Genomic DNA, 24258 nt, shown 5'->3' on the forward strand with positions numbered 1-24258 from the left:
ATCATTCCTTAAAAATACGGTTAATCCATTAATACGGTGCATTAGCGCAAGCGCGCAGTATCTAACGCTTCATTAAATATAATGAGGCAATATTTATGATGGCATTTATTTTCAGCAGCTTTTTTATATCTTAGCGGTTTTCTGGCTTTCTTTCTAGATGTTACCCGTAGCAGATAAGTTGTTACCATGAGATGAGCCTCACCGTAATTTGGTATGCCTCACTGGCTATTTTTGCTATTATGAGCAGCATTCTATTACCAAATTTATGATGCCCTTATGATGATACATCCTCAGTACGATCCTGTAGCGCTGTCTTTGGGTCCAGTAGAAGTGCACTGGTATGGCCTAATGTATTTGTTGGCATTTGCCGCCGCCTTTGGTCTGGCTTGGTATCGCAGCACCAAACGTGACAATTGGAACACTGACATGGTGTCCGACTTGGTATTTTTTGGCGCACTTGGCGTCATTTTGGGCGGTCGTGTCGGCTATGTATTGTTTTATCAATTCGGTGAATTTTTACAAAACCCCGCTTACCTTTTCAAAGTCTGGGAAGGCGGTATGTCTTTCCATGGCGGCATGATTGGTGTCTTACTGGGCATGTTATATTTTGCCCGTAAGTATAAAAAGACCCCGTTTCAGGTGCTGGACTTTATCGTTCCTTGTGTGCCAACGGGCTTATTATTTGGTCGTATTGGCAATTACATCAATGGCGAGCTATGGGGCCGCGTCTCTAACGGTGGCTACAACTGGCTTACCTACTTCCCGCAAGCGGCGGCTACTGATATGCAGCAATTGCAAACCAACCCTGAGCTGCAAGAGTTGATGCTTGAAGTAAATGGGCAGTATTTGCTACCTCGTCACCCATCACAGCTGTATGAGGCACTTGCCGAAGGGTTGTTATTATTCCTATTCCTATGGTGGTATTCATCAAAACCACGCCCACGTATGGCAGCATCGGCAGTATTTTTATTGGGCTATGGCATCAGCCGCTTCATCATTGAGTTTTTCCGCCAACCAGATGCTGACCAAGGATTTGTATTACTAGGTTGGATGACCAAAGGGCAGATACTCAGCGCTCCCATGATTATTATTGGTTTCATCATGCTGGTATACGCTTACAAACGCGGTATCTATGACTGGGGTAAGCAGTCGGCTTATTAAGCACTAATTCACATCAAGTAGCCTGTTAAAAAACAATACAACTATGCGTTTTAATAGCGTAGAAGAGCAATTTTATGACCATGAGCAACTCCACTACTAGTAACAACAAACAGCGTAAAAATGAGCAAGCCTATCTAGATTTGCTGCATCTTGTCCTCACTGAAGGCACTGAAAAAGGCGATCGTACTGGCACTGGTACGCTCAGCCACTTTGGTGCGCAGCTACGTTTTAATTTAGCTGATGGTTTCCCCTTATTAACCACCAAAAAAGTCCACTTTAAATCTATCGTCTATGAGCTATTTTGGTTTTTAAGTGGTAGTACGCATGTTGATTATCTACAAGCCAATGGCGTACGCATTTGGAATGAGTGGTCAACGGCTGAACAGACAGCGCGCTTTAACCGCCCTGCTGGTGATTTAGGCCCTGTCTATGGTCATCAGTGGCGCAATTATGGCGCAAGCCAGCGTGAAAATGGGAGCTACAATAACGATGGTGTTGATCAAATCACCCAAGTCATTGAGCAAATAAAAACCAATCCCAATTCAAGACGTTTGATTGTGTCTGGTTGGAATCCCAGTGAAGCAGATCAAGTTGCGCTGCCGCCTTGTCATACGCTATTTCAGTTCTTTGTGTCGGATAATAAACTGTCATGCCAGCTCTATCAGCGTTCAGCAGATTTATTTTTAGGTGTGCCATTCAATATTGCCAGTTATGCCTTGCTGACCCATATGGTCGCGCAAGTATGCGGATTAGAAGTGGGCGAATTTATCTGGACGGGTGGCGATTGCCATATTTATCAAAACCACCGCGAGCAAGTTGAGCTGCAACTGACGCGTGAGCTTTATAAGCTACCAACGCTGACGCTTAATCCTGATGTGAAAGATATCTTTGCTTTCAAATACGAAGACATTAGCGTTGATGGTTACGAGTCGCATCCTGCGATTAGGGCAAAGGTTGCAGTCTAGCCTTTATCTGATTGAAAGTTTTAGATAAATGCAGCAAATGCAAGTAGCATGTTAAAGACAATAAAAAGGATACATTATGAGTTATGCCCACACCGAAGTTGCCCAAATCGCAGCTATCAGTAGCAACCGCTGTATCGGCAAAGATAATGAGCTGCCGTGGCATATCTCAGCAGATTTGCAGCATTTTAAAAGCATGACGACCAAACAAAATGATGGTGCGATTCAAGGTATCGTCATTATGGGTCGTAAGACGTTTGAATCAATGGGCAGCAAGCCTTTACCAAAACGCGTGAGCTTCATCATCAGCACCCAGCTAGATTATGCCGAACAAAAAGGTTTGGTCGGCAAAAGCAATGCTTATGTGGTGCATAATTTAGATGATGCATTAACGCAAGCAGCAAGTCTGGCACATGGTGCGCATCTTGATACGATTTGGGTGATTGGCGGCGAGCGCGTGTTTAGCGATGCGTTGATGTATACCGATCGCATTGAGCTGACCCACGTCGATACTGAGATTACGGATGGCGATGCCTTTTATCCTGAATTGCCAAATGAGTTCGAAGTGGCAGAAGAATCTGAGAAAATGCACGATGAAAAAAGTGACTTAGACTTTAAATTTGTGACTTATAGAAGAAAAAGCGCTGAATAGTAGTAAATTTTCAAACAAAATATAAGAAGAGGCTGTCCTAGATAATTCTAAGACAGCCTCTTCTTTATTTTCAAACTTTATTATCAGAAACCTACATTTGGCGAACATTGCCTAAATTATTCATGCAGCACTTTATAAACCGTTTTCGCGAGTATTGGACCAATACCTTGCACGCCTGCCAATTCTTGCTGCGATGCACCGAGCAATTGTTGCAATCCGCCAAAATGATTGAGCAAATCACGACGGCGCTTTTCACCCAGCCCCGGAATCACCTCTAATACTGACGATGAACGGCGCTTATCGCGCTTCTTACGGTGCGCCGTAATCGCAAAGCGATGTGCCTCATCGCGAATATGCATCAGTAAATGCAGCGCCTTGCTATCCATGGGCAAATCAAGCGGCTCATGATCGATAAAATGCAGCACCTCAAGCCCAGCCTTACGTCCTTCACCTTTTGCCACGCTAATCAGCAAAGTATCACCAAGAATACCTAACTCGGTCAGCACTTCTTTAGCGATGCCAAGCTGCCCTTTACCACCATCAATCAGCAACAAATCAGGCAATGGCTGCTTCTTATAACGCCGTGTCAGCACTTGTTTCATTGCGGCATAATCATCACCACCGACAATGTCATGAATCGCATATTGGCGATAATCACGGCGACGCGAGCCACCTTGGTCAAAGACTACGCAGCTACCAATGGTCGCCTCGCCCATCGTATGGGAGATATCAAAACACTCTATGCGATCAATGGTTCGATCAGTGACGTCCGCTAAGACATCTTTTAGCGCCCCGAAGCGCGCATTCAGCTCTAAATAATCACCAAGTTTGGTTTTTAGCGCGTTATTGGTATTGAGTTTGGCTAAATCTAACCATTCGGCACGGTGCTCACGGACACTGGTTTTGATCACGACTTTACTACCAAAATGGCTCGCTAGCGCTTCACTGACCGCCACCTGATCCGGTAACTCATGACTCAGCATTATTTCGGGTGGCAAGTCATCCGTTACCTGAAAATAAAATGAGGTAATAAATGCTGATAAATTATCAGCAAGAGACTCGCTACTATCAACGTCAGGGAAGTAATTCTTACCGCCCAACACACGACCGCCACGTACGGTCAAGACGTTGATACAAGTCATGCCTGCTTGACTGGCAATAGCAATCACATCCGCCTCGCCTTGCACAGTATAAACAGCTTGCTTAGCTTGTACTTCACGCAGCATAGACAGCTGATCGCGATAAAACACTGCCTTTTCAAAATCTAATTCTTCAGCAGAAGCTTCCATTCTTTCAATCAAAGCGCTATGAATATCGCTAGAGTCGCCTTTTAGGAAACGAATGGTATTATTGACGTCTTCTGCATATTCTTCGGCCGATACCAAGCCCACACAGGGCGCACGGCAACGCTTAATCTGATACTCAAGACAAGGACGCTTACGTTGCTTAAAAAAGGTATTGGTACATTGGCGCATTTGAAACATTTTCTGCATCAGCACCAGTGTCTCTTTGGCGGCATGAGCAGAGGGGAAAGGACCGAAAAAGCGCCCTTTCTGGTGATTGCCTTTACCACGCCCATACGCCAGACGCGGATAAGGTTTATCTGCTGAGATAAACACATAGAGGTAAGATTTATCATCACGCAACAGCACATTATAAGGTGGACGATATTCTTTAATCAAGTTTTGCTCGAGCAATAACGCTTCGGTCTCACTACGGGTAATAATGGTTTCAATATTATGTATCCGTGCCACTAGCGCCCGTGTTTTTGGATGGTCAATGGTTTTAGCAAAGTAGCTATTCACACGACTCTTGAGTGATTTAGCTTTGCCAACATATAAGATATCACCGTTTTTTCCCAGCATCTTATACACGCCTGGCAAATTTGGTAGGCGCTGGATTAAATGCTTAAGACGGGCTTTCTTGTCATCGACAGGACTCGATTCTGAGACATTGACCATAGAATTTTTTGCTCTTAAAAGTCTTGTAATACTGCTAGTTATGGGGCGGGAGTCATTGTTTTACAAGCCAATTATTATCATAGCATCACCCATAAAAAAGCCAGCACCGAGGCTGACTTTTTATAGGTAAGCAAGATGCCATTAATGGCGGAAGTTAGCCATCAATGCCGGAATACCCGGTAGCATACCGACAATAGCCATCACACCTGTCAATACCACAAACATAATACCCGGTATGATCCAGCGGCTCATTTTAGTTAAATTAGCACTGCGTTCTTTCGAGCCAATCAAGCCTAAGTTATCAAGCAACAACGTGAGTGACCAACCAAAGGCAGGATTTACAAGCGCTGAAGCAAACACCACAATCGCAGCAGACTGAGTGGTTTTACCTTCACGAGTCATTTCCATACCAGCTTCAAGCAGTGGAATAAACACACCAACGATTAAGGCCACACACATCACTGGCTGCCAAATAGCCAAATCCATTGGATAGCCCCAAACCCCTGCGATAATACAAAACAATGCCGTCAATAAGGCACCAGCAGGAATCGGACGTTTGGCAATCGCTGCTGGGACAATATACGTGCCCCACGATGAAGCAAAGTTAGCACCGCCCAATACAGAGCCGACGACCTGACGAAACGAAGCGCTGGTCATTGTGTCATCGATATCCATGAGTACCTTTTCAGTACGTTTAGGATAGCTGATTTTTTGAAAGACCTGATGGCCTAAAAAATCTGGTGACCACATCGCAACCGCCAAAATAGCAAACGGCAGTACGACAATGAAGCTTTCAACCGTAGGTAATCCTAACATCCAACCCGTGTTTTCTCCCCACCAATACATTGGATTCATATTTGGTAAGCCTGGTGCAGTTTTGAACTCAAATGGTGCACCCAATGCAAATGCAAGTCCGCCACCTAAGACACAGCTTAGCGGAACCGCAAGCCAGCGTTTTTGCCAATGCTCAAGTAATGCATATAACAGGATAGTAGCCAAAATAATAAAAAAGGCAATATGCGACATGCCAATACCTTCTGCCCAAGCGAAGAGGTTTTTGACCTGTGAGGTGGTACCGATAAACCCTAAGTAAATCAAGAGACCACCGCACACGCCTTTACTGGTCAAGTTTGCCAGCAGACTGCCCCCTTTACTGATTGCCAATAGCAAGCCGAAGGCACCGATGAGCAGACCAAATGCCATCGGGTGACCACCAGCGGCTACCACAATAGGAATAAGCGGAATAAGGGGGCCGTGAGTACCTGCAAGGTTGGCTGTCGGGAGTAGAAACCCTGAAAATAAGATGATAAAGAATGAAACGATTAATAGCTCATAACGAACGTTTTCTAAAACAAACGCATCGCCCAAACCAAGTGGACCTGCAAATGTTGCAGCAATCGCACCCACCATAACCACTTTACCAATCGTTGCCGCCATTGCAGGAATAGTATCTTCATACTCAAAGCGATAATCACGAAACGGCAAATTGGGACGCCAACGTTTTGGCTGCATGATTTGTAATTCATGATTTAGATAAGCGTCACGACTGTCAAAGCTTGCGCTTGGTTTGTGTAAATCAAGGTAGCTACCTGATGGCTCGCTGTCGTAATTAGATGGATTTGATGACTGCTGATTAGACCCTGAAGAAGGGATCTGAGTGTTACTCATCACATTTCCTTATGTCGACTGAGGCTTTATTTAACTGATAATTTAATAGTGAAATTTAATGTGACTAAAGCGTCCATTAAAAATTGCAAGCCATTGTATGACATAAGAACTCGAAATGCGAACTTAGAACCACTCAAAAAGTCCATACACTATTACAATATATAAATTAAAGTTTCCACTTAATACAAAATTGAACTTAATAGAAAACCATGAGGAAAAAACACACTTAATATAGGCTTTAAATTAGAATAAACGACCTTTTTCTTAATAATTATCTGTATCTAGATATTTGTTATCACATAACTAAATATTAAGATAGCTATAATAAATAGTTTATTATAACTTTTAAGTAACTATAGAAAATCCATGTCAGTTACGCTTTAAGCCTAGCGGTTTTGATATTTTTTACTTATGATAAATGCCCTTTCGTGACTGCTCTTTGATAGAAGTACACTAAAAAATTTGATTCAAACGGTATCACTAAAAAATATAAAAGAAGCAATAGGACGAATTTATGAGTTTGCTACCTACCAATTTTGAGACGCTAAAACGCAGAGCCAAACAAAGTATCATGCCGTTATTGACACCCCACCTACTGAAGCTGCGTATCAACACTTATGCACCATACGTAGGCGCTGGTATCAGAATCGATCACCTCAATCTCGATCAAGGTTTGTGTGTGATAAGTATGGGGCTGAATACGCTGAACAAAAACATCGTGGGCACTCAGTTTGGCGGTAGCCTGTATTCGATGGTGGACCCATTCTATATGATAATGCTGATGCACCAACTGGGCAGCAGTTACGTGGTCTGGGACAAAAGCTCACATATTGAGTTTATTGCCCCTGGTAATAGCAAAGTCACTGCGCGCCTAAAAATTCCTAGCAATGAAATCACCACGATTCAGGAATTAGCAAAAGACGGCGAGCCAGTATTTCGGGAATACCAAGCAGATATCGTCGATGATCAACAAAAAATTATCGCTACCGTCACTAAGACGCTCTATATACGCTTGCGTAAGTACAGCAAATCTAAAGACCAAAATAGCCGTATCGAAAATATCGATGGTTAGAACTTTCAAGGCAATTTTTAAAACGTTTCTCTAGATTTGTGATTTAAAGCATATTAATTAAAGCGCATTAATTAAAACAACAGAAACAAAAACCCCAATCTGGCATACGCACAGATTGGGGTTTTGTCTTTTTTGGTACTACCCGCTTATTTATATGATAAACCTATGAATAAGGGCTTGTATCTGGCTTTTCGCTATTGCCGAATCGCATAATAGACGGTTCAGCAATAAAGCGATATTAAGCACAATGCTTAAAAGCAGATACTGGATATAATCTAAGCGTTAGCTTTTGGCTTAACAGCTTTAGGTGCACGCGGAGCAAGCTTCTCGCGGATACGTGCTGATTTACCAGAGCGCTCACGTAAGTAGTATAGTTTCGCACGGCGAACAGCGCCACGGCGTTTCACTTCGATGCTATCGATAATTGGTGAATGCAATTGGAATGCACGCTCAACGCCAACACCGCTTGAGATTTTACGTACGGTAAACGCTGAGTTTAAACCGCGGTTACGTTTAGCAATTACAACGCCTTCAAAAGCCTGTAAACGCTCACGCTCACCTTCACGTACTTTTACTTGAACCACAACGGTATCGCCGGGTGCAAAGCTTGGGCGCTCAATCAATTGAGCATTTTCGATGACCTGAACCAATGGATGCTTGTTGCTCATGAGAGTTATCTCCTCACATTAGATAATAGAGGCTTGACGCATATCACCTGTTTGTAATAATGGATCGTATCTTTTTAATGAGACACAACGTAAGTGGGTTATGACAAACGGCCATTATGCTATGACTCGTTTTGTTGTTGCTCAAAATTCTGTTGCTCAACTGTTTATCTTTTTAGCCGCTATCAACGCTGTTTTTTATCTGCTTTCGCCAATGCTTTTAGCCACTTTGCTTGCTCTACCGTTGGCGTAAACGCTTGCCATAAGTCTGGACGACGCGCTTGCGTACGTTCGACTTGCTGACTAAAGCGCCACTTCGCGATATTGGCATGGTGACCTGAAAGTAACACTTCAGGCACTGCCATACCCGCAAACTCATGCGGCTTAGTATAATGTGGACAATCAAGCAAGCCATCGACGAACGAGTCTTGCTCAGCTGACTTATCATCACCCATAATATCAGGCAGACGACGTATCACACTATCCATTAGCACCATTGCTGGTAGCTCACCACCAGTAAGTACGTAATCACCAAGCGATATTTCCATGTCGACATATTGCGACAGTAGGCGCTCATCAATGCCTTCGTAACGACCACATAATATAATCATGCCGTCATACTCAGTCATATCGACCACACTACTCTCACTCAGCGTCTGTCCTTGTGGCGACATATAAATCACCGGACAGTGCGCTTTGTCGACACGGCAGCCGTGTTGAATCGCTCGTAGGCGCGCATCCTCAATCGCTTGGGATAATGGCTCAGCCATCATCACCATGCCAGGACCGCCACCATACGGACGTTCATCAATACGGCGATAATTATCACTGGTAAAATCACGCGGATTAATGCATTCAATCGTCACTTGTTTCTGAGTGACTGCTCGACCCGTGATTCCAAACTCACGAATCGTGGCAAACATCTCAGGGAAAATACTAATAACGGCAAAATACATTAGGTATCTACTTGCGCAGTGGCTAATATTGGCTAAATAAATCGGTGTTATTACTGATAAAGCTTAACCGCAAAGTTAAAACTATTATCAATAATCACTCGGCCATGCCACCAGCACTGTTTTTTCAGTCAGACTGACCTGTACTACAGTTTGCTTGTGCCATGGAATCAGGCGCTCATCGGCATCTAAGCTGTCTGAGTTTGCCGCAACCCGCATAATAGCGTGAGCGCCAGTCTCAAACATCTCAGTAATGTCGCCTAGATACTCATCCTGCTCATTTACAACGCGCAGGCTGACCAAGTCCGACCAGTAATATTCATCTTCAGCGGGTTCTGGCAAGATGTCTTGCTCGACCCAAAGAGTTACCCCGTTCATAGTCTCAGCAACATTGCGATCAGGAATCTGCTCAAACTGAGCTACAATTCCTGTGCCTTGCTCACGCCAAGCCTTAACGGTTAAAGGTTTCATGCCAGTAGCGGTTTTCATCCACCAAGGTTTAATGTCAAATATCGCCGTACGATCATCTGTCTCACTAAATACCCAAAGCCAACCTTTGATGCCATAAGGCTTTTTGAGCTGACCAATTTTCATAAGGGCACTAGCGTTTGGAGCAGAAGACATAACGGCTAACCTAACAATGATGAACACAGCGAAGATAAATAAAAAGCAATTAAAAACGATAAACGCAGTTAAAAGCGATAAACAATTAATGGCGTACCTAGTTAGACCAGTTACGCTATGTTTTTTACTAAAGTCTATCGAGACTGCTTATAGACGAGCTATCAGCGTCTCAGTGACCACAAAACTTAAGCAGTTGCTTCAGTTTGCGCGACAGACTTATTGAAAGCTTTTGCTAATGAAGCAACGCGATCTGAAGGTTGTGCACCTTTTGCGATCCACGCATTGTACGCTTCCATATTTAGGCGTACTGCTTCTTCAGACTCTTTAGCGAGTGGGTTAAAAAAGCCGATGTTTTCAATGTAGCGACCGTCACGCGCGCGGCGTTGATCAGCAACAACTACTTGATAAAATGGGCGTTTCTTGGCACCGCCCCGTGCTAAACGAATAACAACCATGTGAATTCTCTCTTTCGCAGGTATACCAAAAAGGGCATAATTATATCACAGTCTTGTTTTATTGAAAACATAAACTGCGCTTATTTAATTATTTATTAACAATAGCTTAAATGCCCATCGATGTAAAATACAATTGATCATAACCACTGATTTTTAACTGAAGATACTACCTCTACATCATGTCCAAGTGGCTCGTTGCTGTATTATTCGGTGCTATATTACTCAGTACTATATTAGTGCAAATTTGAGTATTCAATTGTTGCCTACTGTTTTAAAGCCAGTCGTGTCATTCATTGATTATGCTACTCTATGACATAGTCAGCGAGTGAATGATGCTATCGCCTACCGAATTGCTCAATTTCTCAAGAATCGCAACCATTATGCTACTCATAAGTATGACACGTTGTTTTTGAACGACATAAAAAGCACCATTTTTACACTAAACTCAATAAAGCATCTTTTAATATGTTGGATCCATATGACCACACCAAAATCGCAACCACGTCGCAAAGGGCGGTTTACGCGCTCTTACTCCAACACTTGGCTGACAACCTTAATGGTCTCTTTCATTGTTCTGATCAGTGTCAGCTTGTCGATTCTGTTTTTTTGGCGCAGTCTATATTTACCCGAGCTTAAAAACCATGCGCGTTACTTGACGAGCGAGCTGCAGTTGATGAATAGTGTCAACAAAGACTGGAAAAATCGTCCTGAAGTACGCCAATGGATTTATCAACACTCGCATGTCGTGGTAGTGAATAACCCTAATGATTTTCCAGCAGTGTCTGATAAGGCCTTTGTCGGCGTCTTTACTGATGTCTTACAACGCGAAATAGGTGCGCAATTGGGTCGACCTGTCGAGGTTTATTTTAAATTCAAACCGACACCGCAGCTTTGGGTGCAAGACAGCCGTGATGACAGCTTTTGGATTCGTGAACCCGTGGTTTATTACTCGCAATATAGTCCAGCACTGTTGGTGCTGTTTCTTATTGGATTACCTATTTTATCGCTGCTGACCATTATTCTACTGGCGCGGCAATTAAATCGTCCGCTACGATATTTACAGCGTGCTGCGACCAACTATATTCGCCTCGGTCATGCCACTACGTTGCCAACACAAAAAGGGCCTACGGAGATACGTCAGGTCAACATGGCATTCAATCGTCTATTCACGACGTTAAGTCAAGCACAAAAAGAGCGTACAATTATGCTTGCTGGTATCTCGCATGATCTGCGAACGCCCTTAACTCGTATGCGTTTGACTGCTGAGATGCTACCTGATGACTTTTTTCGAGAGGGATTAATTTATGATATTGAAGACATGGATGCCATTTTAGAGCAGTTTATCTCATTTATGAAAGATGGCTCCGATGAGCCAGTCAGCCTAACCAATTTGGATACCATCTTTAATGAGATCATGGTGCAATTTGCACCAATGGAGTTCATCTATCAATCAGAGTGTCACAAAGTGGTTCCTGTGCGCCCCATGTCTATCAAACGCCTTGTGATCAATCTGGTCAATAATGCCAAGCGTTATGGCAAACCGCCCATTTACCTGTCAGCGACTGTTGTGCCAACTTTTATAGAAACCATTGAAGAGGAAGATAGCGATGTCGTCAGTGAAAATGTCGTCAATAGAGAGGCGCAAGAACAATTGCTGATATGTGTGCGTGACTGTGGTGATGGCGTTGCAGAAGATCAGTTAGAACGTATTATGCAGCCTTTTGAACGCGGAGAGACAGCACGTACCACACAAGGCAGTGGTTTAGGTCTAGCGATTGTCGATCGTATTGCCAGATTGCATCATGGGACGGTAGAAGCCATTAATCATCCCGACGGAGGTTTACAAGTGTGTGTGCGTATTCCTCTGCTTTCCAAGGTTGCTGGAGATACAACCATGGCAAACGATACAGAAAAAATGCCTGTCTTTAATGACAAGACTTGGAACAAAGAAGACTGATAGCCGCTGAACTGTTCATCACTAAAGCTAATAGATGCTCAAAACGATTCGCTGCGACTATTTAGTTGTATAGGTATAGCATCTAGTCTTTGTTTCCAATGATAGGTGGAATATATTTGGCGCTATTCGTAAACGCTAATGGCTGAGTAATATTTTCTTGCGCTGCTGTTAACGTTTGCGTCGTCGATGGCTGCTGCAAGAATAAATAGTAGCCCAACGTTATTGCATTTAGTACCACCAAACCACCAAATAAATATGGCATCCTTTGCCCTCCTCTGATTTAAAGCTATATTCAAACCGCTAATAATAAAAATTAACCGACAATTCTACCTAAGGTGTGTATTCATTCTAAACATGAAATTGAGAACACTGCTTAGAAATTGAGCAAGTTTATTTGTCACACACTGCTTAATTGATGCTGCTATTTTTATACTAAAAAATAACGAAAATCCTGTGCAGTGGCATTATTTATCTTCAAAACCACGCTCGCTTTTTTCTTGCGTCAGTTCATCAGCAGCCAAAATTTGTGTCAGTGGTTTGATAGGCCACGTCATGACAAATCGTGCACCGCCAAGCTCTCGGCTCTCATCGACTTTCATACTACCATTAAACCAAAAGGCAATGCGCGATACGATAGACAAGCCTAAGCCATAGCCGCCTGAGGCGCGTGTGCGACTGTCATCTAAACGTGAAAATGGAATAAAGACCTTTTCGCGATCTGCTTCTGGAATACCATGACCATCATCCTCAACACTAACAAAAGCATTGCCCTTTCTGACGCCAGCACTAATGATAATCGTGGTTTCTGCATAACGTAAGGCATTGCCCGCAAGATTTTGAATCACACGGTGTAAATAACGCCTATCTGCGACAGCGGTTACTTTAGCATTCGGTAGCTTGGTTACTATTTTGATAGGCTTACCCAAGGCATTGGTTTCACGCTCAATCTGCTCCAATAACTCTCTAAGATTGACTGGTTCTAAATCCAGCTTTGGTGAGCCTTCTTCGAGCTTAGCATAAGTCAAAATCTCATCAATCAAGCCATTAAGCGCTTCGATATCTTCATCAATAAAATCACGCTGCATAAAACGTGAGTCTTCATCATCCGTATCAGCCAACATATCAACGGCAAAACGAATACGAGCCACCGGTGTACGCAGCTCATGTGATACCGCTCGCGTTAATTCTCGCTGCGACTCAATAAGGCGCTTGATATGCGAGGTCATGGCATTAAAAGTCGCGGCTAAACGGGCAATTTCATCCTGCCCAATTACTTGAACTTGACTTTCAAGATTACCTTTACTCACCTCATTGACGCCAACCTGAATCAACTGCAATTTACGCTCAAGTGGAAAAATCAACGCATACACGCCTAAGCTGATCAAAAACATGCTGATAAGAATCATACTAATAATCAGATTAAGTGGGAACCAATTGAATAATGGCACCGGACCAATCAATATCGCCATGTCATTGATTTCAGAAGGCACCACTACTCTAATAGCCGAATTACTTTTACTGCTATTGGTATCTTGTAAGGAAATAACCACTTCATCTCGGCGTAATCGTGCAAGCTGATCGGTATCCAAATCCAGTGTATTGACGGCTTTAAACTCTAAAGGAAAGGAAAACTTTTTTTCCAGTTCAGCCAAACGGGCACGCTTGTCAGATAACGTCACATAGTAAGACAAATCATCCAATAAAAACACAGCGATTGCCCGTACTTGCTGCTCAGTCACTTGCGATATTCTGGCGGTCAAAACACTTTGATTGTCTGGTAGACGATAATACACATCGGCATAGACAGGTTGCTCGGTATAACGAACGACCGTATTGCCATTTTCAAAACGCCGCAGTTCACTGGCATTAAAGTCCACTTCATCAATAGGCAAAACTTTGAATTCTGAGCCAAATAAACTACTGGCATCAGACAACCAATATTCACGCTGCTCTTCACTTTCCTGATGAGCAATACCTTCACTCACCAGATGAAAAGCCCCTGTTGCCATGTTTTCACGGTAGGATTGGACGCGCTCTTTGTTGATGGTATCCATCAACAGTTGAGCAAACAATGCCACACACAAACAGACTATGAGTAGCCCAGCATAAATACGAACAAAGATACTGTGTTTTAAAGAATAGACTAATGACATACGTGCCGTAACCAACTTAATGAATAAAAACTGCCGACATCATTCAGCAAACAAGCGCTGCGTGATAAATGATATCTAACACTGTTGAATAAAAAACCATTCTGGCTGCTGTATTTTAATTTATAACTGAGCATCACCTAAAATCCATTTGCCTCATGTATATTTAGGCAGCACCCACAATAATTGCTTAATTAAACCACATAACGCTGTATTTAAGTTTAAAAATTAAAATTTAGCCACAAAAAAACCAGCCTAGTTGCTGGTTTCTTTAGTCACGCTAATGAGCAATAAGCCGTTGCCGGAGCAAAATTGACTTAGTTGCCTTCTTTAACGAACAAATACCCTTTACTACGAACGGTTTTGATACGTTTTGGATTTTCTGGATCATCACCGATTTTTGGACGAATGCGTGAGATACGAACGTCAATTGAGCGATCTTGACCGTCATATTCAATACCACGTAGACGCTCAAAGATATCTTCACGCGAAAGAATTCGACCCGCATTAGAAGCAAGCAACCATAATAAGTCATATTCAGCACTGGTGAAATCAACCAACTCATCACCTAAATTCACTGAACGACCGCCATTGTCAATGACCAGTTCACCAAATTCTAGGCGCTGTGGTACATCTTCTGATGGGGCATTTTCTGAGCGACGTAATAACGCACGAATACGTGCTAACAAGACACGTGGCTGAGCAGGTTTAGCGACATAATCATCCGCACCCATCTCAAGACCCAGTACCTGATCCATATCTTCAGTACGCGCAGTCAGCATCAAAATAGGATTCTGATAATGCGGGCGTACTTCACGACATACCGTCAGTCCATCGCTACCAGGAAGCATGACATCAAGTACGACCAAATCTGGTTGTTCACTGACGATGCGACGAATAGCACGATTACCATCGGTTTCGATAGCGACTTCTAAACCATTTTTGACCAAGTAATCTTGAGTCAACATGGCCAGACGCTCATCATCCTCAACAATCAAAATTCGGGGGGTGTTGTCTTCTTCATTCGTTGTCATTGTTATATCCTCTAATACATCTCATTTAAAAGCAGTAAAAGTAAGAGCGGTAAAATTAATAGCACCATTAAGTGGCACAATTGATGTTGGTATAGCTGTTACAAACTTGGTAGCACAGTATACTATTAAACATACAGCTTCCTATACTATAGCTTATAGTCGTTAACAAAACCTATAAACTACACCCATTAAAACTTTAGTTTACGTCCAAAAATTATGAGCTTTATACAAATAATAGCAAGTGAAATGTTTTTTTACGACCCTTTCCTCACCTGAATTTCTATAAGTAGCCAATCTTAATGTAGCGCACAGCGATAGAATACTTGATTGATACCGATACTTGTATTCCTGTTACGTCTAATATAGCGACATATCACCTTTGCTGCCAGTGACTTTTTCATCTACTATTCCCATACTGCCTATTATTATTCGATACATAGTTCATGTATGCATAGTTAGTTAACACTCATATTTAAAAAACTGGCTGTCGAGATCGAAATTGCATCATAAATCGTGTATTTATCCTCGATCAACAAGCATAGAATATTAAATAATAAACATAAAAAAACAGCCCATGATGGACTGTTTTTTTATATCTGTGGTAAGAGTCAAAAGGAAACTCTAAAATTTTCCACAAAAAATTAAGCGCGGTTTTTGTACTTACGGATAGTCTGTAGCTGTGCGACAGACTCTGCTAATGATGCTAAAGCTGCATTAGTTTGTACAGTATCCGATTGATTAACCAGCATTTGCTCAGCCTTTTTACGTGCTTCGACAATTTTGCTTTCATCAAGGTTATGTGCACGCATCGCTGTATCAGCCAATACGGTAACCATCTTCGGCTGTACTTCTAAAACACCGCCTGATACATAAATCACTTCTTCTTCACCGTTTGGTGTTTGCACTCGCATCGCACCCGGTTTTAACAAAGTAATAAGCGGTGTGTGACCTGGCAATACACCAATCTCGCCTTCGGTACCAGTAGCTATTAACATGCTAATTTCGCCTGAATACAACTCTTCACGAGCACTTACGACGCGACATTGTAACGTTGCCATACTTAACTCCTTACGATCAAAACACAATCAAAACTGCGAGGCGTTACTAACTGGCAAATAGACTTCTTATGGTCTATCTGCCCTTTAGCAAATGCTAACACAACTTACGCTGCAGTAGATTTCATTTTTTCTGCTTTAGCAACAACTTCGTCGATGCCACCAGCCATATAGAACGCTTGCTCTGGTAGGTCATCGTATTCACCCGCGATGATTGCTTTAAAGCTAGCAATGGTATCGCGTAGTGGTACATATTTACCAGGTGCGCCAGTAAAGACTTCAGCAACGTGGAATGGCTGTGACAAGAAGCGCTGAATCTTACGCGAACGATAAACGACTAGTTTATCTTCTTCTGATAACTCATCCATACCCAAGATAGCGATGATGTCTTTTAGCTCACGATAGCGCTGTAAAATTTCTTGCACGCCACGAGCAACGTTGTAATGCTCTTCGCCAATGACTAATGGATCTAGCTGACGCGAGGTTGAATCTAGCGGATCAACCGCAGGATAGATACCTTGTGAAGCAATATCACGACTCAATACAACCGTGGCATCCAAATGCGCAAACGTCGTTGCTGGTGATGGATCCGTCAAATCATCCGCAGGGACATATACTGCTTGAACTGAGGTGATAGAGCCAGACTGAGTTGAGGTAATACGCTCTTGTAGCATACCCATCTCTTCAGCAAGTGTTGGCTGATAACCAACCGCAGATGGCATACGACCAAGTAGTGCTGATACTTCAGTACCGGCTAGTGTATAACGGTAGATGTTATCAACAAACAGCAATACGTCACGACCTTTGCCAGTGGCAGGATCTTTCGTATCACGGAAGTATTCAGCCATGGTCAAACCAGACAACGCAACACGCAAGCGGTTACCCGGTGGCTCATTCATCTGGCCGTATACCATGGCAACTTTAGATTTACTAAAGTCTTCAGTGTTTACAACGCCAGCTTCTTGCATTTCGTGATAGAAATCGTTACCTTCACGAGTACGCTCACCAACACCAGCAAATACTGACAAACCTTCATGTTTTAGAGCGATGTTGTTGATCAGCTCCATCATGTTAACGGTTTTACCAACACCAGCACCACCAAACAGACCAACTTTACCACCTTTAGCAAACGGGCAAAGTAGATCGATAACTTTAATACCAGTTTCTAACAGCTCAGTGCTGTTTGACTGATCCGCGTAGCTTGGCGCTTCACGGTGGATAGACCATTTTTCGTCAGCTTCTACAGGACCTTCTTCATCGATAGGACGACCAAGAACATCCATGATACGGCCAAGCGTACCAATACCAACAGGCACAGCAATAGGCGCACCAGTGTTAGTGACTGTTAAGTTACGCTTTAGGCCTTCAGTTGAACCCATTGCGATAGTACGGACGATGCCATCACCTAGTTGTTGCTGTACTTCTAGGGTGGTTTCAGTACCATCTACTTGCAAGGCATCATAAATCTGAGGAACTTCACTACGGTTGAACTCAACGTCAAGAACCGCGCCAATAATCTGTACAATACGACCGCTACTCATTGCGTTCTCCTTGAACTTCTGTATATAGTGGGTTTCATAAGGGGTTTCAATTATGAAACAGCAGCAGCACCGCCAACGATTTCCGAGATTTCTCGGGTAATCGCCGCTTGACGCAGCTTGTTATAAACCAACTGTAAATCGTTAATTAGGTCACCAGCATTATCTGTCGCTGCTTTCATTGCAACCATACGTGAGGACTGCTCAGAGGCAATGTTTTCCATTACCGCTTGATAAACAATCGACTCAATGTAACGGCCAAGCAGCTCATCAATCAATGTTTTGATATCAGGCTCGTAGATATAATCCCAGCTCAGTTCTGTTTGAATGCCGCTCTCTTCTTCACCAAACGCGCTGTCTGGTAAAGGTACCAACTGATTGACAGTCGGCTTTTGGGTCATCGCATTAACAAACTTATTATAAACCACATAGATGCGGTCTATTTTACCGTTAGTATAATCGTCAAGCATCGCTTGAACTGGTGCGTTTATCTGCTCAAACGTTGGCTTATCACCATAATCGGTTACTGCCGAGGTCACTTTACCACCAAAGTTTTTGAAAAAACTCACACCTTTAGCGCCAATGACTGCAAACTCAGTTTGTACAGATTGATCTTGATACTGCTGGATACTCTTAGATAAAGCTTTGAATAAGTTAATATTCAAACCACCCGCCAGACCGCGATCAGAGGTAATGACAATATAGCCAACCTTATTAACTGGACGCGAGACCATATACGGATGTTTATAGTCTGATGAGGCATGCACCAAATGTGAAATAACCCGGCGCATACTATCAGCATACGGGCGACCCACTTCCATGCGCTCTTGGGCACGGCGCATTTTACTTGCCGCAACCATTTGCATAGCACGAGTAATTTTTTGGGTGCTTTTAATACTGGTGACTTTGGCACGTATCTCTTTTAAGCTTGCCATAATGATTCCAATATAAGAGGGTTAAAAAGCATTGGCGCATGCGACAATTATTTAGTATATAACATCGATCTAACAAATTAATGTTATATATTTTGTGCATGACGCGATCTAATACCGTCAATGGTTAGAACAGTGGCGCTACTGTCTTAATAAAAAAATACAAGACAATGCGCCACTTTATCAGCCATAACCAATTCGGCTTAACCCGTTAAATTAATAACTGTGATTTTGTTTAAAGGTCTCTAAAGATGACTTCAAACGACCTGCGATATCATCATTATAATTCGCAGTATCATCAATCTCACGCATCAATTCACTTTGCTCATCATGCATATAGCGTAAGTAAGCTTCTTCAAAAGAACCGATTTTTTCGACAGGAACGTCCGCTAAAAAGCCTTCATTCGATGCATAGATAACTGCAGCTTGCTCAGAGATTGACATTGGCTGATACTGCTTCTGCTTCATCAATTCAGTCACACGCTCACCATGATCAAGCTGTTCGCGAGTCGCGTCATCAAGATCTGATGCAAACTGAGCAAAGGCAGCCAATTCACGATACTGAGCTAGTGCAGTACGGATACCACCAGATAGCTTCTTGATGATCTTAGTCTGAGCTGCCCCGCCCACACGAGATACCGAGATACCAGCGTTAACTGCTGGACGGATACCTGAGTTGAATAGGCTTGATTCTAAGAAAATCTGACCATCGGTGATTGAAATCACGTTAGTCGGTACGAATGCAGATACGTCACCAGCTTGGGTTTCAATAATTGGCAGTGCGGTTAAAGAACCGGTTTTACCAACTACTTCACCATTAGTGAACTTTTCTACGTAAGCCGCGTTTACGCGTGATGCACGCTCAAGTAAACGTGAATGTAAATAGAATACATCACCAGGATACGCTTCACGACCTGGCGGACGACGTAGCAATAGTGAAATTTGACGATAAGCAACGGCTTGTTTTGATAAGTCATCAAATACAATCAGTGCATCTTCACCGCGGTCACGGAAGTATTCGCCCATCGTACAACCTGAATACGGTGCGATATACTGTAGTGCTGCTGGTTCTGACGCTGAAGCGACGACGACAGTCGTATATTCAAGGGCACCAGTTTGCTCAAGCTTGCGTACGACGTTTGCAATGGTAGAACGTTTCTGACCGATTGCGACGTATACACACTTGATACCAGATGATTTCTGCGCGATGATCGCATCGATAGCCATCGCGGTTTTACCCGTCTGACGGTCACCAATGATAAGCTCACGCTGACCACGACCAATTGGAATCATAGTATCAACGGCTTTGTAACCCGTCATTACTGGTTGATCTACTGACTGACGATCAATAACGCCTGGGGCGATTTTTTCGACTTTGTCAGTCATTTTGGCATCGATAGGACCTTTGCCATCAATAGGATTTCCCAAGGCGTCAACAACACGACCTAGCAGCTCAGGACCTACTGGTACTTCAAGAATACGACCAGTACAATAGGCTTTTTGACCTTCTTGCAGCTTTAGGTAATCACCAAGTACTACCGCGCCGACAGAATCACGCTCTAAGTTAAGCGCCATTCCATAGATTTCGCCTTCAAACTCAATCATTTCGCCGTACATGGCATCTTCAAGACCATGAATCTGCACGATACCGTCAGATACTTTGACAATCGTGCCTTCATTCTTTGCAGTTGCACCCGCATCAAGGTCTTGAATACGCTGCTTAATCAGGTTACTGATTTCCGCTGGATTCAATTGTTGCATTGCCTTGTTTCCTTTAATTTATGATAACCCGCCCACTGACTTAAATGCTCTTACTTTCACGCAAATCATAGATGACTGCGCTGGTAAATGGCATTAGGCCGTTAGCTGTGTTTTTAACTGTTGTAACTTGCCGCGCATCGAATCATCAATGATTTTGTCACCGACTTTGATGGTAGCGCCTGCCAATAGACTTGGATCGACCGACTCATGAATCACCACACTAGCATTTAACGATGCAGCAAGGCGCGTTTGAAGCATTTCACGCTGAGCCTCAGTCAATGGATAGGCAGAGGTCACGTAAGCATCAAGCTGCTTTAAGCTTATTGCCTTGTGGCGGCGATAATGCTCATAAACTTCAGGAAGCAGCGCCAGACGCTCTTGCTGCGCCAACTGCTTAATAAAATTATTGAGCGCTGGTGACACTTTAGGATAGCTAATACTATTACCATAACGAGAGCCTTTGCTCTCGCCTAGTAGCTGTTTAAAAGCAGAGTCGCTATCACCAGCCACTTGTGAGTCATAAAGATCAACCAAAGCAGCTGACTTATGCTCAGCCGTAACGGCTGGATTTTCTAGCCATGTACGGAACGCTTTGTCATTGACAATTGCACTGGCGACAAACAAGAAATTTTCCCACTCGTTTACAGCCCCGTTTTCGTTGGCATAGTCAAACGCGGCTTTAGCGTAGGGTCGTGCTAAGGTTGATAAGTCAGCCATTATATCCTCACAGTTACAGCTTTGCCGCCAGTTGGTCTAACATACTGGCATGTTTTTGCACATCGACTTTGTCTTGCAAAATCTTTTCTGCACCAAGTACAGCCAGTTCAGCAACTTGGGCACGTAATGATTCACGCGCTTGATTGATTTCTTGGTCGATAGACGCTTGCGCTTGTTGGCGAATGCGCTCGCCTTCCACTTGGGCCTGCATTTTTGCATCTTCGACAAGCTGGTTGGCACTCTTGTTCGCTTGCTCGATTAAAGCAGCAGCTTTGGTCTTTGCAAGATCAAGCTCCTGCTGGACGTCTTGCTCAGCGGTCGCCAGATCTGCTTTTGCTTTTTCTGCGGCATTCAGGCCTTCAGCAATTTTACGCTGACGCTCATTGATGGCACCAATAAGTGGTGGCCACACGAATTTCATGCAGAACATCACAAAGATTGCAAAAGCAATGGCTTGACCGATGAGGGTAGAATTGATATTCACGTGATCACCTCTTTGTTAATGAAAAATCAGTTTCATTGATCATATTTGATAGCCAAACTTTGGCTATGGTTAACATACAAACTTTGACTACCAAACATTTACAACTGAGCTTTCTGATTAACCTGCTAGAGGGTTAGCGAACAACAATAGCATAGCAATACCAACACCGATCATCGGAATAGCATCAAGAAGACCTGCTACGATGAACATACGAGTTTGCAGCTGTGAACCAAGTTCTGGCTGACGCGCAACGCCTTCTAGAAATTTACCACCTAGAATAGCAAAACCAATACCTGTACCTAGCGCACCTAAACCGATAAGTAGTGCTACTGCGATAACTGTGTAACCACCTAATACTGGATCCATGGATGTATCCTCATTTACCTATTGAATGTCTAATTAATGTTCAGTTGATGATGCAAGTGACATATAAACTATCGTCAGCATCATAAATACGAACGCTTGAAGTGTAATAATTAAGATGTGGAAAATAGCCCACGGTACTGATAACGCCCATTGAATCCAAAACGGCATTAGAGCAATCAGTATGAAAATCAACTCACCAGCATACATGTTACCGAATAGACGCAGACCTAAAGAGATAGGTTTCGCTATCAAAGTAACAAACTCTAAGATAAAGTTGATGGGTATTAAAATAATTTGTACGATAGGGTTTTTGGCACTAAACGGATGCAGTGTTAGCTCGCCTACAAAGCCGCCCAAACCTTTTTCCTTGATACTATAGAACAGAATCAATATAAAGACAGAAAAAGACATGCCAAGCGTAATATTAGGATCCGTCGTTGGAACGATCTTAAAGAACACATGATGTGGATCATGTCCCATCATTGCGCCGATTTGGCCAGCAATCATAGGAATAAAATCGACGGGTAGTAAATCCATCAAGTTCATTAAGAATATCCATACAAAGATAGTCAACGCCAAAGGCGCAATCAGCTTTGAGGTACCACTATACGAATCACGAACGTTGTTATCAACGAACTCAACGATCATCTCAACCGCAGCCTGAGTTTTACCCGGCACGCCTGAAGTGACTTTTCTAGCGACCATCCAGAAGATGGCGCAGAAAACAATGCCTAGACCAATTGACCAAAGCATAGAATCAAGGTGGATGGCTTTAAAGCCCATTGCACTAGCTTCTTCAGCAGTATAGGCAACTTTCCAGCCTTCGCCCGGCAGATAGCCGTACGTCCAGTTCGTTAAGTGGTGAGAGATATAGTCTGTTGTTGTTTGCTCGCCTGCCATAATGTCAGCTTCTTATTAATCAACGATTTAATCAACTACCAAAAATATGGTTGTCATCTGATGAGATTGTAGTATGTCTATCTGCCTTGCAACAAAGCAGGCAAATGAACCATGCTAAAGCGCTCATGTAATCAATAACATCCAACCCATAGTTCTATTACTAGTGCGCAATTTGATAACTTAAGATAAATTTTAGCTATCAAAAAAGGGCTTATGATGATTCAGTAATAGCCCTTGTATATGTACGCGAAATTATTATATCTGTGTTTACTTACTGCCGCGTTTCCACGATCGACGCTTAATACAGCGTTCATAAGCAAAATATTTAGCTGCCTATATTAATGCAGCGTTGTATTCGTGTAAAGTCAATTATGACTTTTTATGCACTGTATGAATAAGTTAGCTACTATTAACGTTTACTAACATAGCTTTGCGTGATTAATTAAATTGTAAGAATTTAATTAGAGGCAATACTGATAGCTAATAATTGGCTATCGACTCCATTATCACACGCTATACTCATTTAAACGCCCATATCACAGTCTTTATAATCATTGGCGCTGTCTTTAGACAGTTTTGTATGTTTTGACTTTCTTATGAAATCAGTCATAGAGAAGCTGGACGGCAGGGTGACTTGCCTAGCACTATTAAGCACTCAACTATTGATATAGTCATCGTCTATTAATGCTAGCGTATATGCCACAACATCCAACTGTGACTAATTTGCATTACCATAAAACCGATAAACAGCGCAGGCGCAGATAGGGGTTGTACGGTAATAAAAATTAGTGCGAAACCAAACACAGTCAATAGCCATTTGGCCATTTGACCTCGATATAGCTGGCTAACAATATGTTGGCGCGCGCGATATCCAGTGTACCAAAAGATAAAAAAAGCAAATACAGCTTGGGTAGCAAAGCTGAGTAGCGCACCAATAGCGGCGCTTTTTGCAACAGTAAGCTCACTATGTAGCCAACTGGTATCTAAAGCCCAAGCAATAATAATAAGGATAAATAGTATCCAAGCTTGGCGTTTGATATAGATGCCAATTTTATCTTTTTGTGTGCGTTTGGCAGGCTTGGTCATCGGTAATGCAATCCTATAGCCTTACAGCATTGGGATAAGGTGGCAATATAACATCGTCGCGACACTTTTATCCGTGAACGGCTCACTCTACAGGTGTTACCTTTT

At 42.9% G+C, this 24258-nt stretch carries 23 protein-coding genes; 5 read left to right on the forward strand and 18 right to left on the reverse strand.

All coding sequences use genetic code 11. The annotated features are described in order from the left end of the window. Nucleotides 1–276: 276 nt before the first annotated feature. From lgt to JMW85_RS11175, 3 genes are all read left to right on the forward strand, one after another. Nucleotides 277–1161, forward strand: coding sequence for a prolipoprotein diacylglyceryl transferase (lgt, locus tag JMW85_RS11165; RefSeq protein WP_087813630.1), 885 nt, complete (start codon nucleotides 277–279; stop codon nucleotides 1159–1161). 80 nt (nucleotides 1162–1241) lie between these two features. Then, a complete protein-coding gene (locus tag JMW85_RS11170) occupies nucleotides 1242–2126 on the forward strand; it encodes a thymidylate synthase (protein WP_227681898.1) in 885 nt (294 codons plus the stop codon). A 76-nt stretch (nucleotides 2127–2202) separates the two neighbouring features. After that, the gene (locus tag JMW85_RS11175; RefSeq protein WP_201581847.1) at nucleotides 2203–2775 is read left to right on the forward strand and encodes a dihydrofolate reductase; all 573 of its coding nucleotides are present in this window, start codon (nucleotides 2203–2205) and stop codon (nucleotides 2773–2775) included. A 116-nt stretch (nucleotides 2776–2891) separates the two neighbouring features. Here JMW85_RS11175 and uvrC read toward each other — a convergent pair whose 3' ends face one another. Together uvrC and JMW85_RS11185 are read right to left on the reverse strand one after the other, a co-directional pair. Further along, nucleotides 2892–4736 (reverse strand): excinuclease ABC subunit UvrC, encoded by a 1845-nt coding sequence (gene uvrC, locus JMW85_RS11180; RefSeq protein WP_201581848.1) that lies wholly within the window; start codon nucleotides 4734–4736, stop codon nucleotides 2892–2894. 141 nt (nucleotides 4737–4877) lie between these two features. Then, nucleotides 4878–6404 carry a DUF3360 family protein gene (locus JMW85_RS11185; protein WP_045452432.1) on the reverse strand — a complete coding sequence of 509 codons (1527 nt, stop codon included), beginning with the start codon at nucleotides 6402–6404 and terminating at the stop codon, nucleotides 4878–4880. A 514-nt stretch (nucleotides 6405–6918) separates the two neighbouring features. Between JMW85_RS11185 and JMW85_RS11190 the strand changes: the two genes are divergently transcribed. Then, nucleotides 6919–7476 (forward strand): DUF4442 domain-containing protein, encoded by a 558-nt coding sequence (locus JMW85_RS11190; protein WP_201581849.1) that lies wholly within the window; start codon nucleotides 6919–6921, stop codon nucleotides 7474–7476. Nucleotides 7477–7751: 275 nt separating this feature from the next. On the opposite strand, the gene rplS is transcribed toward JMW85_RS11190, so the two are convergent. The 4 genes from rplS to rpsP all read right to left on the reverse strand — a co-directional run bounded on the left by rplS (nucleotide 7752) and on the right by rpsP (nucleotide 10173). Then, nucleotides 7752–8144 carry a 50S ribosomal protein L19 gene (gene rplS, locus JMW85_RS11195; protein WP_045445905.1) on the reverse strand — a complete coding sequence of 131 codons (393 nt, stop codon included), beginning with the start codon at nucleotides 8142–8144 and terminating at the stop codon, nucleotides 7752–7754. 182 nt (nucleotides 8145–8326) lie between these two features. Beyond that, nucleotides 8327–9097: a tRNA (guanosine(37)-N1)-methyltransferase TrmD gene (trmD, locus tag JMW85_RS11200; protein ID WP_193008853.1), complete on the reverse strand. Its 771-nt coding sequence runs from the start codon at nucleotides 9095–9097 to the stop codon at nucleotides 8327–8329. Between the two features lie 87 nt (nucleotides 9098–9184). Next, the gene (rimM, locus tag JMW85_RS11205; RefSeq protein WP_045445903.1) at nucleotides 9185–9718 is read right to left on the reverse strand and encodes a ribosome maturation factor RimM; all 534 of its coding nucleotides are present in this window, start codon (nucleotides 9716–9718) and stop codon (nucleotides 9185–9187) included. Between the two features lie 185 nt (nucleotides 9719–9903). Further along, nucleotides 9904–10173 (reverse strand): 30S ribosomal protein S16, encoded by a 270-nt coding sequence (gene rpsP / locus JMW85_RS11210; protein ID WP_045445900.1) that lies wholly within the window; start codon nucleotides 10171–10173, stop codon nucleotides 9904–9906. Nucleotides 10174–10651: 478 nt separating this feature from the next. Between rpsP and JMW85_RS11215 the strand changes: the two genes are divergently transcribed. After that, nucleotides 10652–12130, forward strand: coding sequence for an ATP-binding protein (locus tag JMW85_RS11215; protein WP_201581850.1), 1479 nt, complete (start codon nucleotides 10652–10654; stop codon nucleotides 12128–12130). Between the two features lie 82 nt (nucleotides 12131–12212). Here JMW85_RS11215 and JMW85_RS11220 read toward each other — a convergent pair whose 3' ends face one another. The 12 genes from JMW85_RS11220 to JMW85_RS11275 form a co-directional block, all read right to left on the reverse strand. Next, on the reverse strand, nucleotides 12213–12392 hold the full coding sequence (locus tag JMW85_RS11220; protein ID WP_045445897.1) for a hypothetical protein: 180 nt from the start codon (nucleotides 12390–12392) through the stop codon (nucleotides 12213–12215). A 202-nt stretch (nucleotides 12393–12594) separates the two neighbouring features. After that, nucleotides 12595–14283 carry an ATP-binding protein gene (locus JMW85_RS11225; protein ID WP_201581851.1) on the reverse strand — a complete coding sequence of 563 codons (1689 nt, stop codon included), beginning with the start codon at nucleotides 14281–14283 and terminating at the stop codon, nucleotides 12595–12597. 314 nt (nucleotides 14284–14597) lie between these two features. After that, complete coding sequence (locus tag JMW85_RS11230) at nucleotides 14598–15314, reverse strand: response regulator (RefSeq protein WP_045445894.1); 717 nt, start codon at nucleotides 15312–15314, stop codon at nucleotides 14598–14600. A 641-nt stretch (nucleotides 15315–15955) separates the two neighbouring features. Beyond that, nucleotides 15956–16372, reverse strand: coding sequence for a F0F1 ATP synthase subunit epsilon (locus JMW85_RS11235; RefSeq protein ID WP_021812807.1), 417 nt, complete (start codon nucleotides 16370–16372; stop codon nucleotides 15956–15958). Nucleotides 16373–16476: 104 nt separating this feature from the next. Further along, nucleotides 16477–17910 (reverse strand): F0F1 ATP synthase subunit beta, encoded by a 1434-nt coding sequence (atpD, locus tag JMW85_RS11240; protein WP_045452427.1) that lies wholly within the window; start codon nucleotides 17908–17910, stop codon nucleotides 16477–16479. Nucleotides 17911–17960: 50 nt separating this feature from the next. Further along, nucleotides 17961–18842 carry a F0F1 ATP synthase subunit gamma gene (gene atpG / locus JMW85_RS11245; protein WP_045445883.1) on the reverse strand — a complete coding sequence of 294 codons (882 nt, stop codon included), beginning with the start codon at nucleotides 18840–18842 and terminating at the stop codon, nucleotides 17961–17963. A 213-nt stretch (nucleotides 18843–19055) separates the two neighbouring features. Then, on the reverse strand, nucleotides 19056–20600 hold the full coding sequence (gene atpA / locus JMW85_RS11250) for a F0F1 ATP synthase subunit alpha (protein WP_045445880.1): 1545 nt from the start codon (nucleotides 20598–20600) through the stop codon (nucleotides 19056–19058). Nucleotides 20601–20693: 93 nt separating this feature from the next. Further along, nucleotides 20694–21317: a F0F1 ATP synthase subunit delta gene (locus JMW85_RS11255; RefSeq protein ID WP_201581852.1), complete on the reverse strand. Its 624-nt coding sequence runs from the start codon at nucleotides 21315–21317 to the stop codon at nucleotides 20694–20696. A 13-nt stretch (nucleotides 21318–21330) separates the two neighbouring features. Then, the gene (locus JMW85_RS11260) at nucleotides 21331–21801 is read right to left on the reverse strand and encodes a F0F1 ATP synthase subunit B (RefSeq protein WP_045452424.1); all 471 of its coding nucleotides are present in this window, start codon (nucleotides 21799–21801) and stop codon (nucleotides 21331–21333) included. A 117-nt stretch (nucleotides 21802–21918) separates the two neighbouring features. After that, complete coding sequence (atpE, locus tag JMW85_RS11265; RefSeq protein WP_010197960.1) at nucleotides 21919–22167, reverse strand: F0F1 ATP synthase subunit C; 249 nt, start codon at nucleotides 22165–22167, stop codon at nucleotides 21919–21921. A 33-nt stretch (nucleotides 22168–22200) separates the two neighbouring features. Then, the gene (gene atpB, locus JMW85_RS11270; RefSeq protein WP_055125357.1) at nucleotides 22201–23067 is read right to left on the reverse strand and encodes a F0F1 ATP synthase subunit A; all 867 of its coding nucleotides are present in this window, start codon (nucleotides 23065–23067) and stop codon (nucleotides 22201–22203) included. A 687-nt stretch (nucleotides 23068–23754) separates the two neighbouring features. Beyond that, on the reverse strand, nucleotides 23755–24153 hold the full coding sequence (locus tag JMW85_RS11275) for an ATP synthase subunit I (RefSeq protein ID WP_045452420.1): 399 nt from the start codon (nucleotides 24151–24153) through the stop codon (nucleotides 23755–23757). Nucleotides 24154–24258 lie beyond the last annotated feature (105 nt).

This window comes from Psychrobacter glacincola (assembly GCF_904846075.1).
Lineage (GTDB): Bacteria > Pseudomonadota > Gammaproteobacteria > Pseudomonadales > Moraxellaceae > Psychrobacter > Psychrobacter glacincola_C.

Excerpts from the sequence above, each read along its gene's own strand:
- lgt (WP_087813630.1), top strand. The coding sequence starts at position 277 with ATGATGATACATCCTCAGTACGATCCTGTAGCGCTGTCTTTGGGTCCA.
- JMW85_RS11170 (WP_227681898.1), top strand. The coding sequence starts at position 1,242 with ATGAGCAACTCCACTACTAGTAACAACAAACAGCGTAAAAATGAGCAA.
- JMW85_RS11175 (WP_201581847.1), top strand. The coding sequence starts at position 2,203 with ATGAGTTATGCCCACACCGAAGTTGCCCAAATCGCAGCTATCAGTAGC.
- uvrC (WP_201581848.1), bottom strand. The coding sequence starts at position 4,736 with ATGGTCAATGTCTCAGAATCGAGTCCTGTCGATGACAAGAAAGCCCGT.
- JMW85_RS11185 (WP_045452432.1), bottom strand. The coding sequence starts at position 6,404 with ATGAGTAACACTCAGATCCCTTCTTCAGGGTCTAATCAGCAGTCATCA.
- JMW85_RS11190 (WP_201581849.1), top strand. The coding sequence starts at position 6,919 with ATGAGTTTGCTACCTACCAATTTTGAGACGCTAAAACGCAGAGCCAAA.
- rplS (WP_045445905.1), bottom strand. The coding sequence starts at position 8,144 with ATGAGCAACAAGCATCCATTGGTTCAGGTCATCGAAAATGCTCAATTG.
- trmD (WP_193008853.1), bottom strand. The coding sequence starts at position 9,097 with ATGTATTTTGCCGTTATTAGTATTTTCCCTGAGATGTTTGCCACGATT.
- rimM (WP_045445903.1), bottom strand. The coding sequence starts at position 9,718 with ATGTCTTCTGCTCCAAACGCTAGTGCCCTTATGAAAATTGGTCAGCTC.
- rpsP (WP_045445900.1), bottom strand. The coding sequence starts at position 10,173 with ATGGTTGTTATTCGTTTAGCACGGGGCGGTGCCAAGAAACGCCCATTT.
- JMW85_RS11215 (WP_201581850.1), top strand. The coding sequence starts at position 10,652 with ATGACCACACCAAAATCGCAACCACGTCGCAAAGGGCGGTTTACGCGC.
- JMW85_RS11220 (WP_045445897.1), bottom strand. The coding sequence starts at position 12,392 with ATGCCATATTTATTTGGTGGTTTGGTGGTACTAAATGCAATAACGTTG.
- JMW85_RS11225 (WP_201581851.1), bottom strand. The coding sequence starts at position 14,283 with ATGTCATTAGTCTATTCTTTAAAACACAGTATCTTTGTTCGTATTTAT.
- JMW85_RS11230 (WP_045445894.1), bottom strand. The coding sequence starts at position 15,314 with ATGACAACGAATGAAGAAGACAACACCCCCCGAATTTTGATTGTTGAG.
- JMW85_RS11235 (WP_021812807.1), bottom strand. The coding sequence starts at position 16,372 with ATGGCAACGTTACAATGTCGCGTCGTAAGTGCTCGTGAAGAGTTGTAT.
- atpD (WP_045452427.1), bottom strand. The coding sequence starts at position 17,910 with ATGAGTAGCGGTCGTATTGTACAGATTATTGGCGCGGTTCTTGACGTT.
- atpG (WP_045445883.1), bottom strand. The coding sequence starts at position 18,842 with ATGGCAAGCTTAAAAGAGATACGTGCCAAAGTCACCAGTATTAAAAGC.
- atpA (WP_045445880.1), bottom strand. The coding sequence starts at position 20,600 with ATGCAACAATTGAATCCAGCGGAAATCAGTAACCTGATTAAGCAGCGT.
- JMW85_RS11255 (WP_201581852.1), bottom strand. The coding sequence starts at position 21,317 with ATGGCTGACTTATCAACCTTAGCACGACCCTACGCTAAAGCCGCGTTT.
- atpE (WP_010197960.1), bottom strand. The coding sequence starts at position 22,167 with ATGGATCCAGTATTAGGTGGTTACACAGTTATCGCAGTAGCACTACTT.
- atpB (WP_055125357.1), bottom strand. The coding sequence starts at position 23,067 with ATGGCAGGCGAGCAAACAACAACAGACTATATCTCTCACCACTTAACG.
- JMW85_RS11275 (WP_045452420.1), bottom strand. The coding sequence starts at position 24,153 with ATGACCAAGCCTGCCAAACGCACACAAAAAGATAAAATTGGCATCTAT.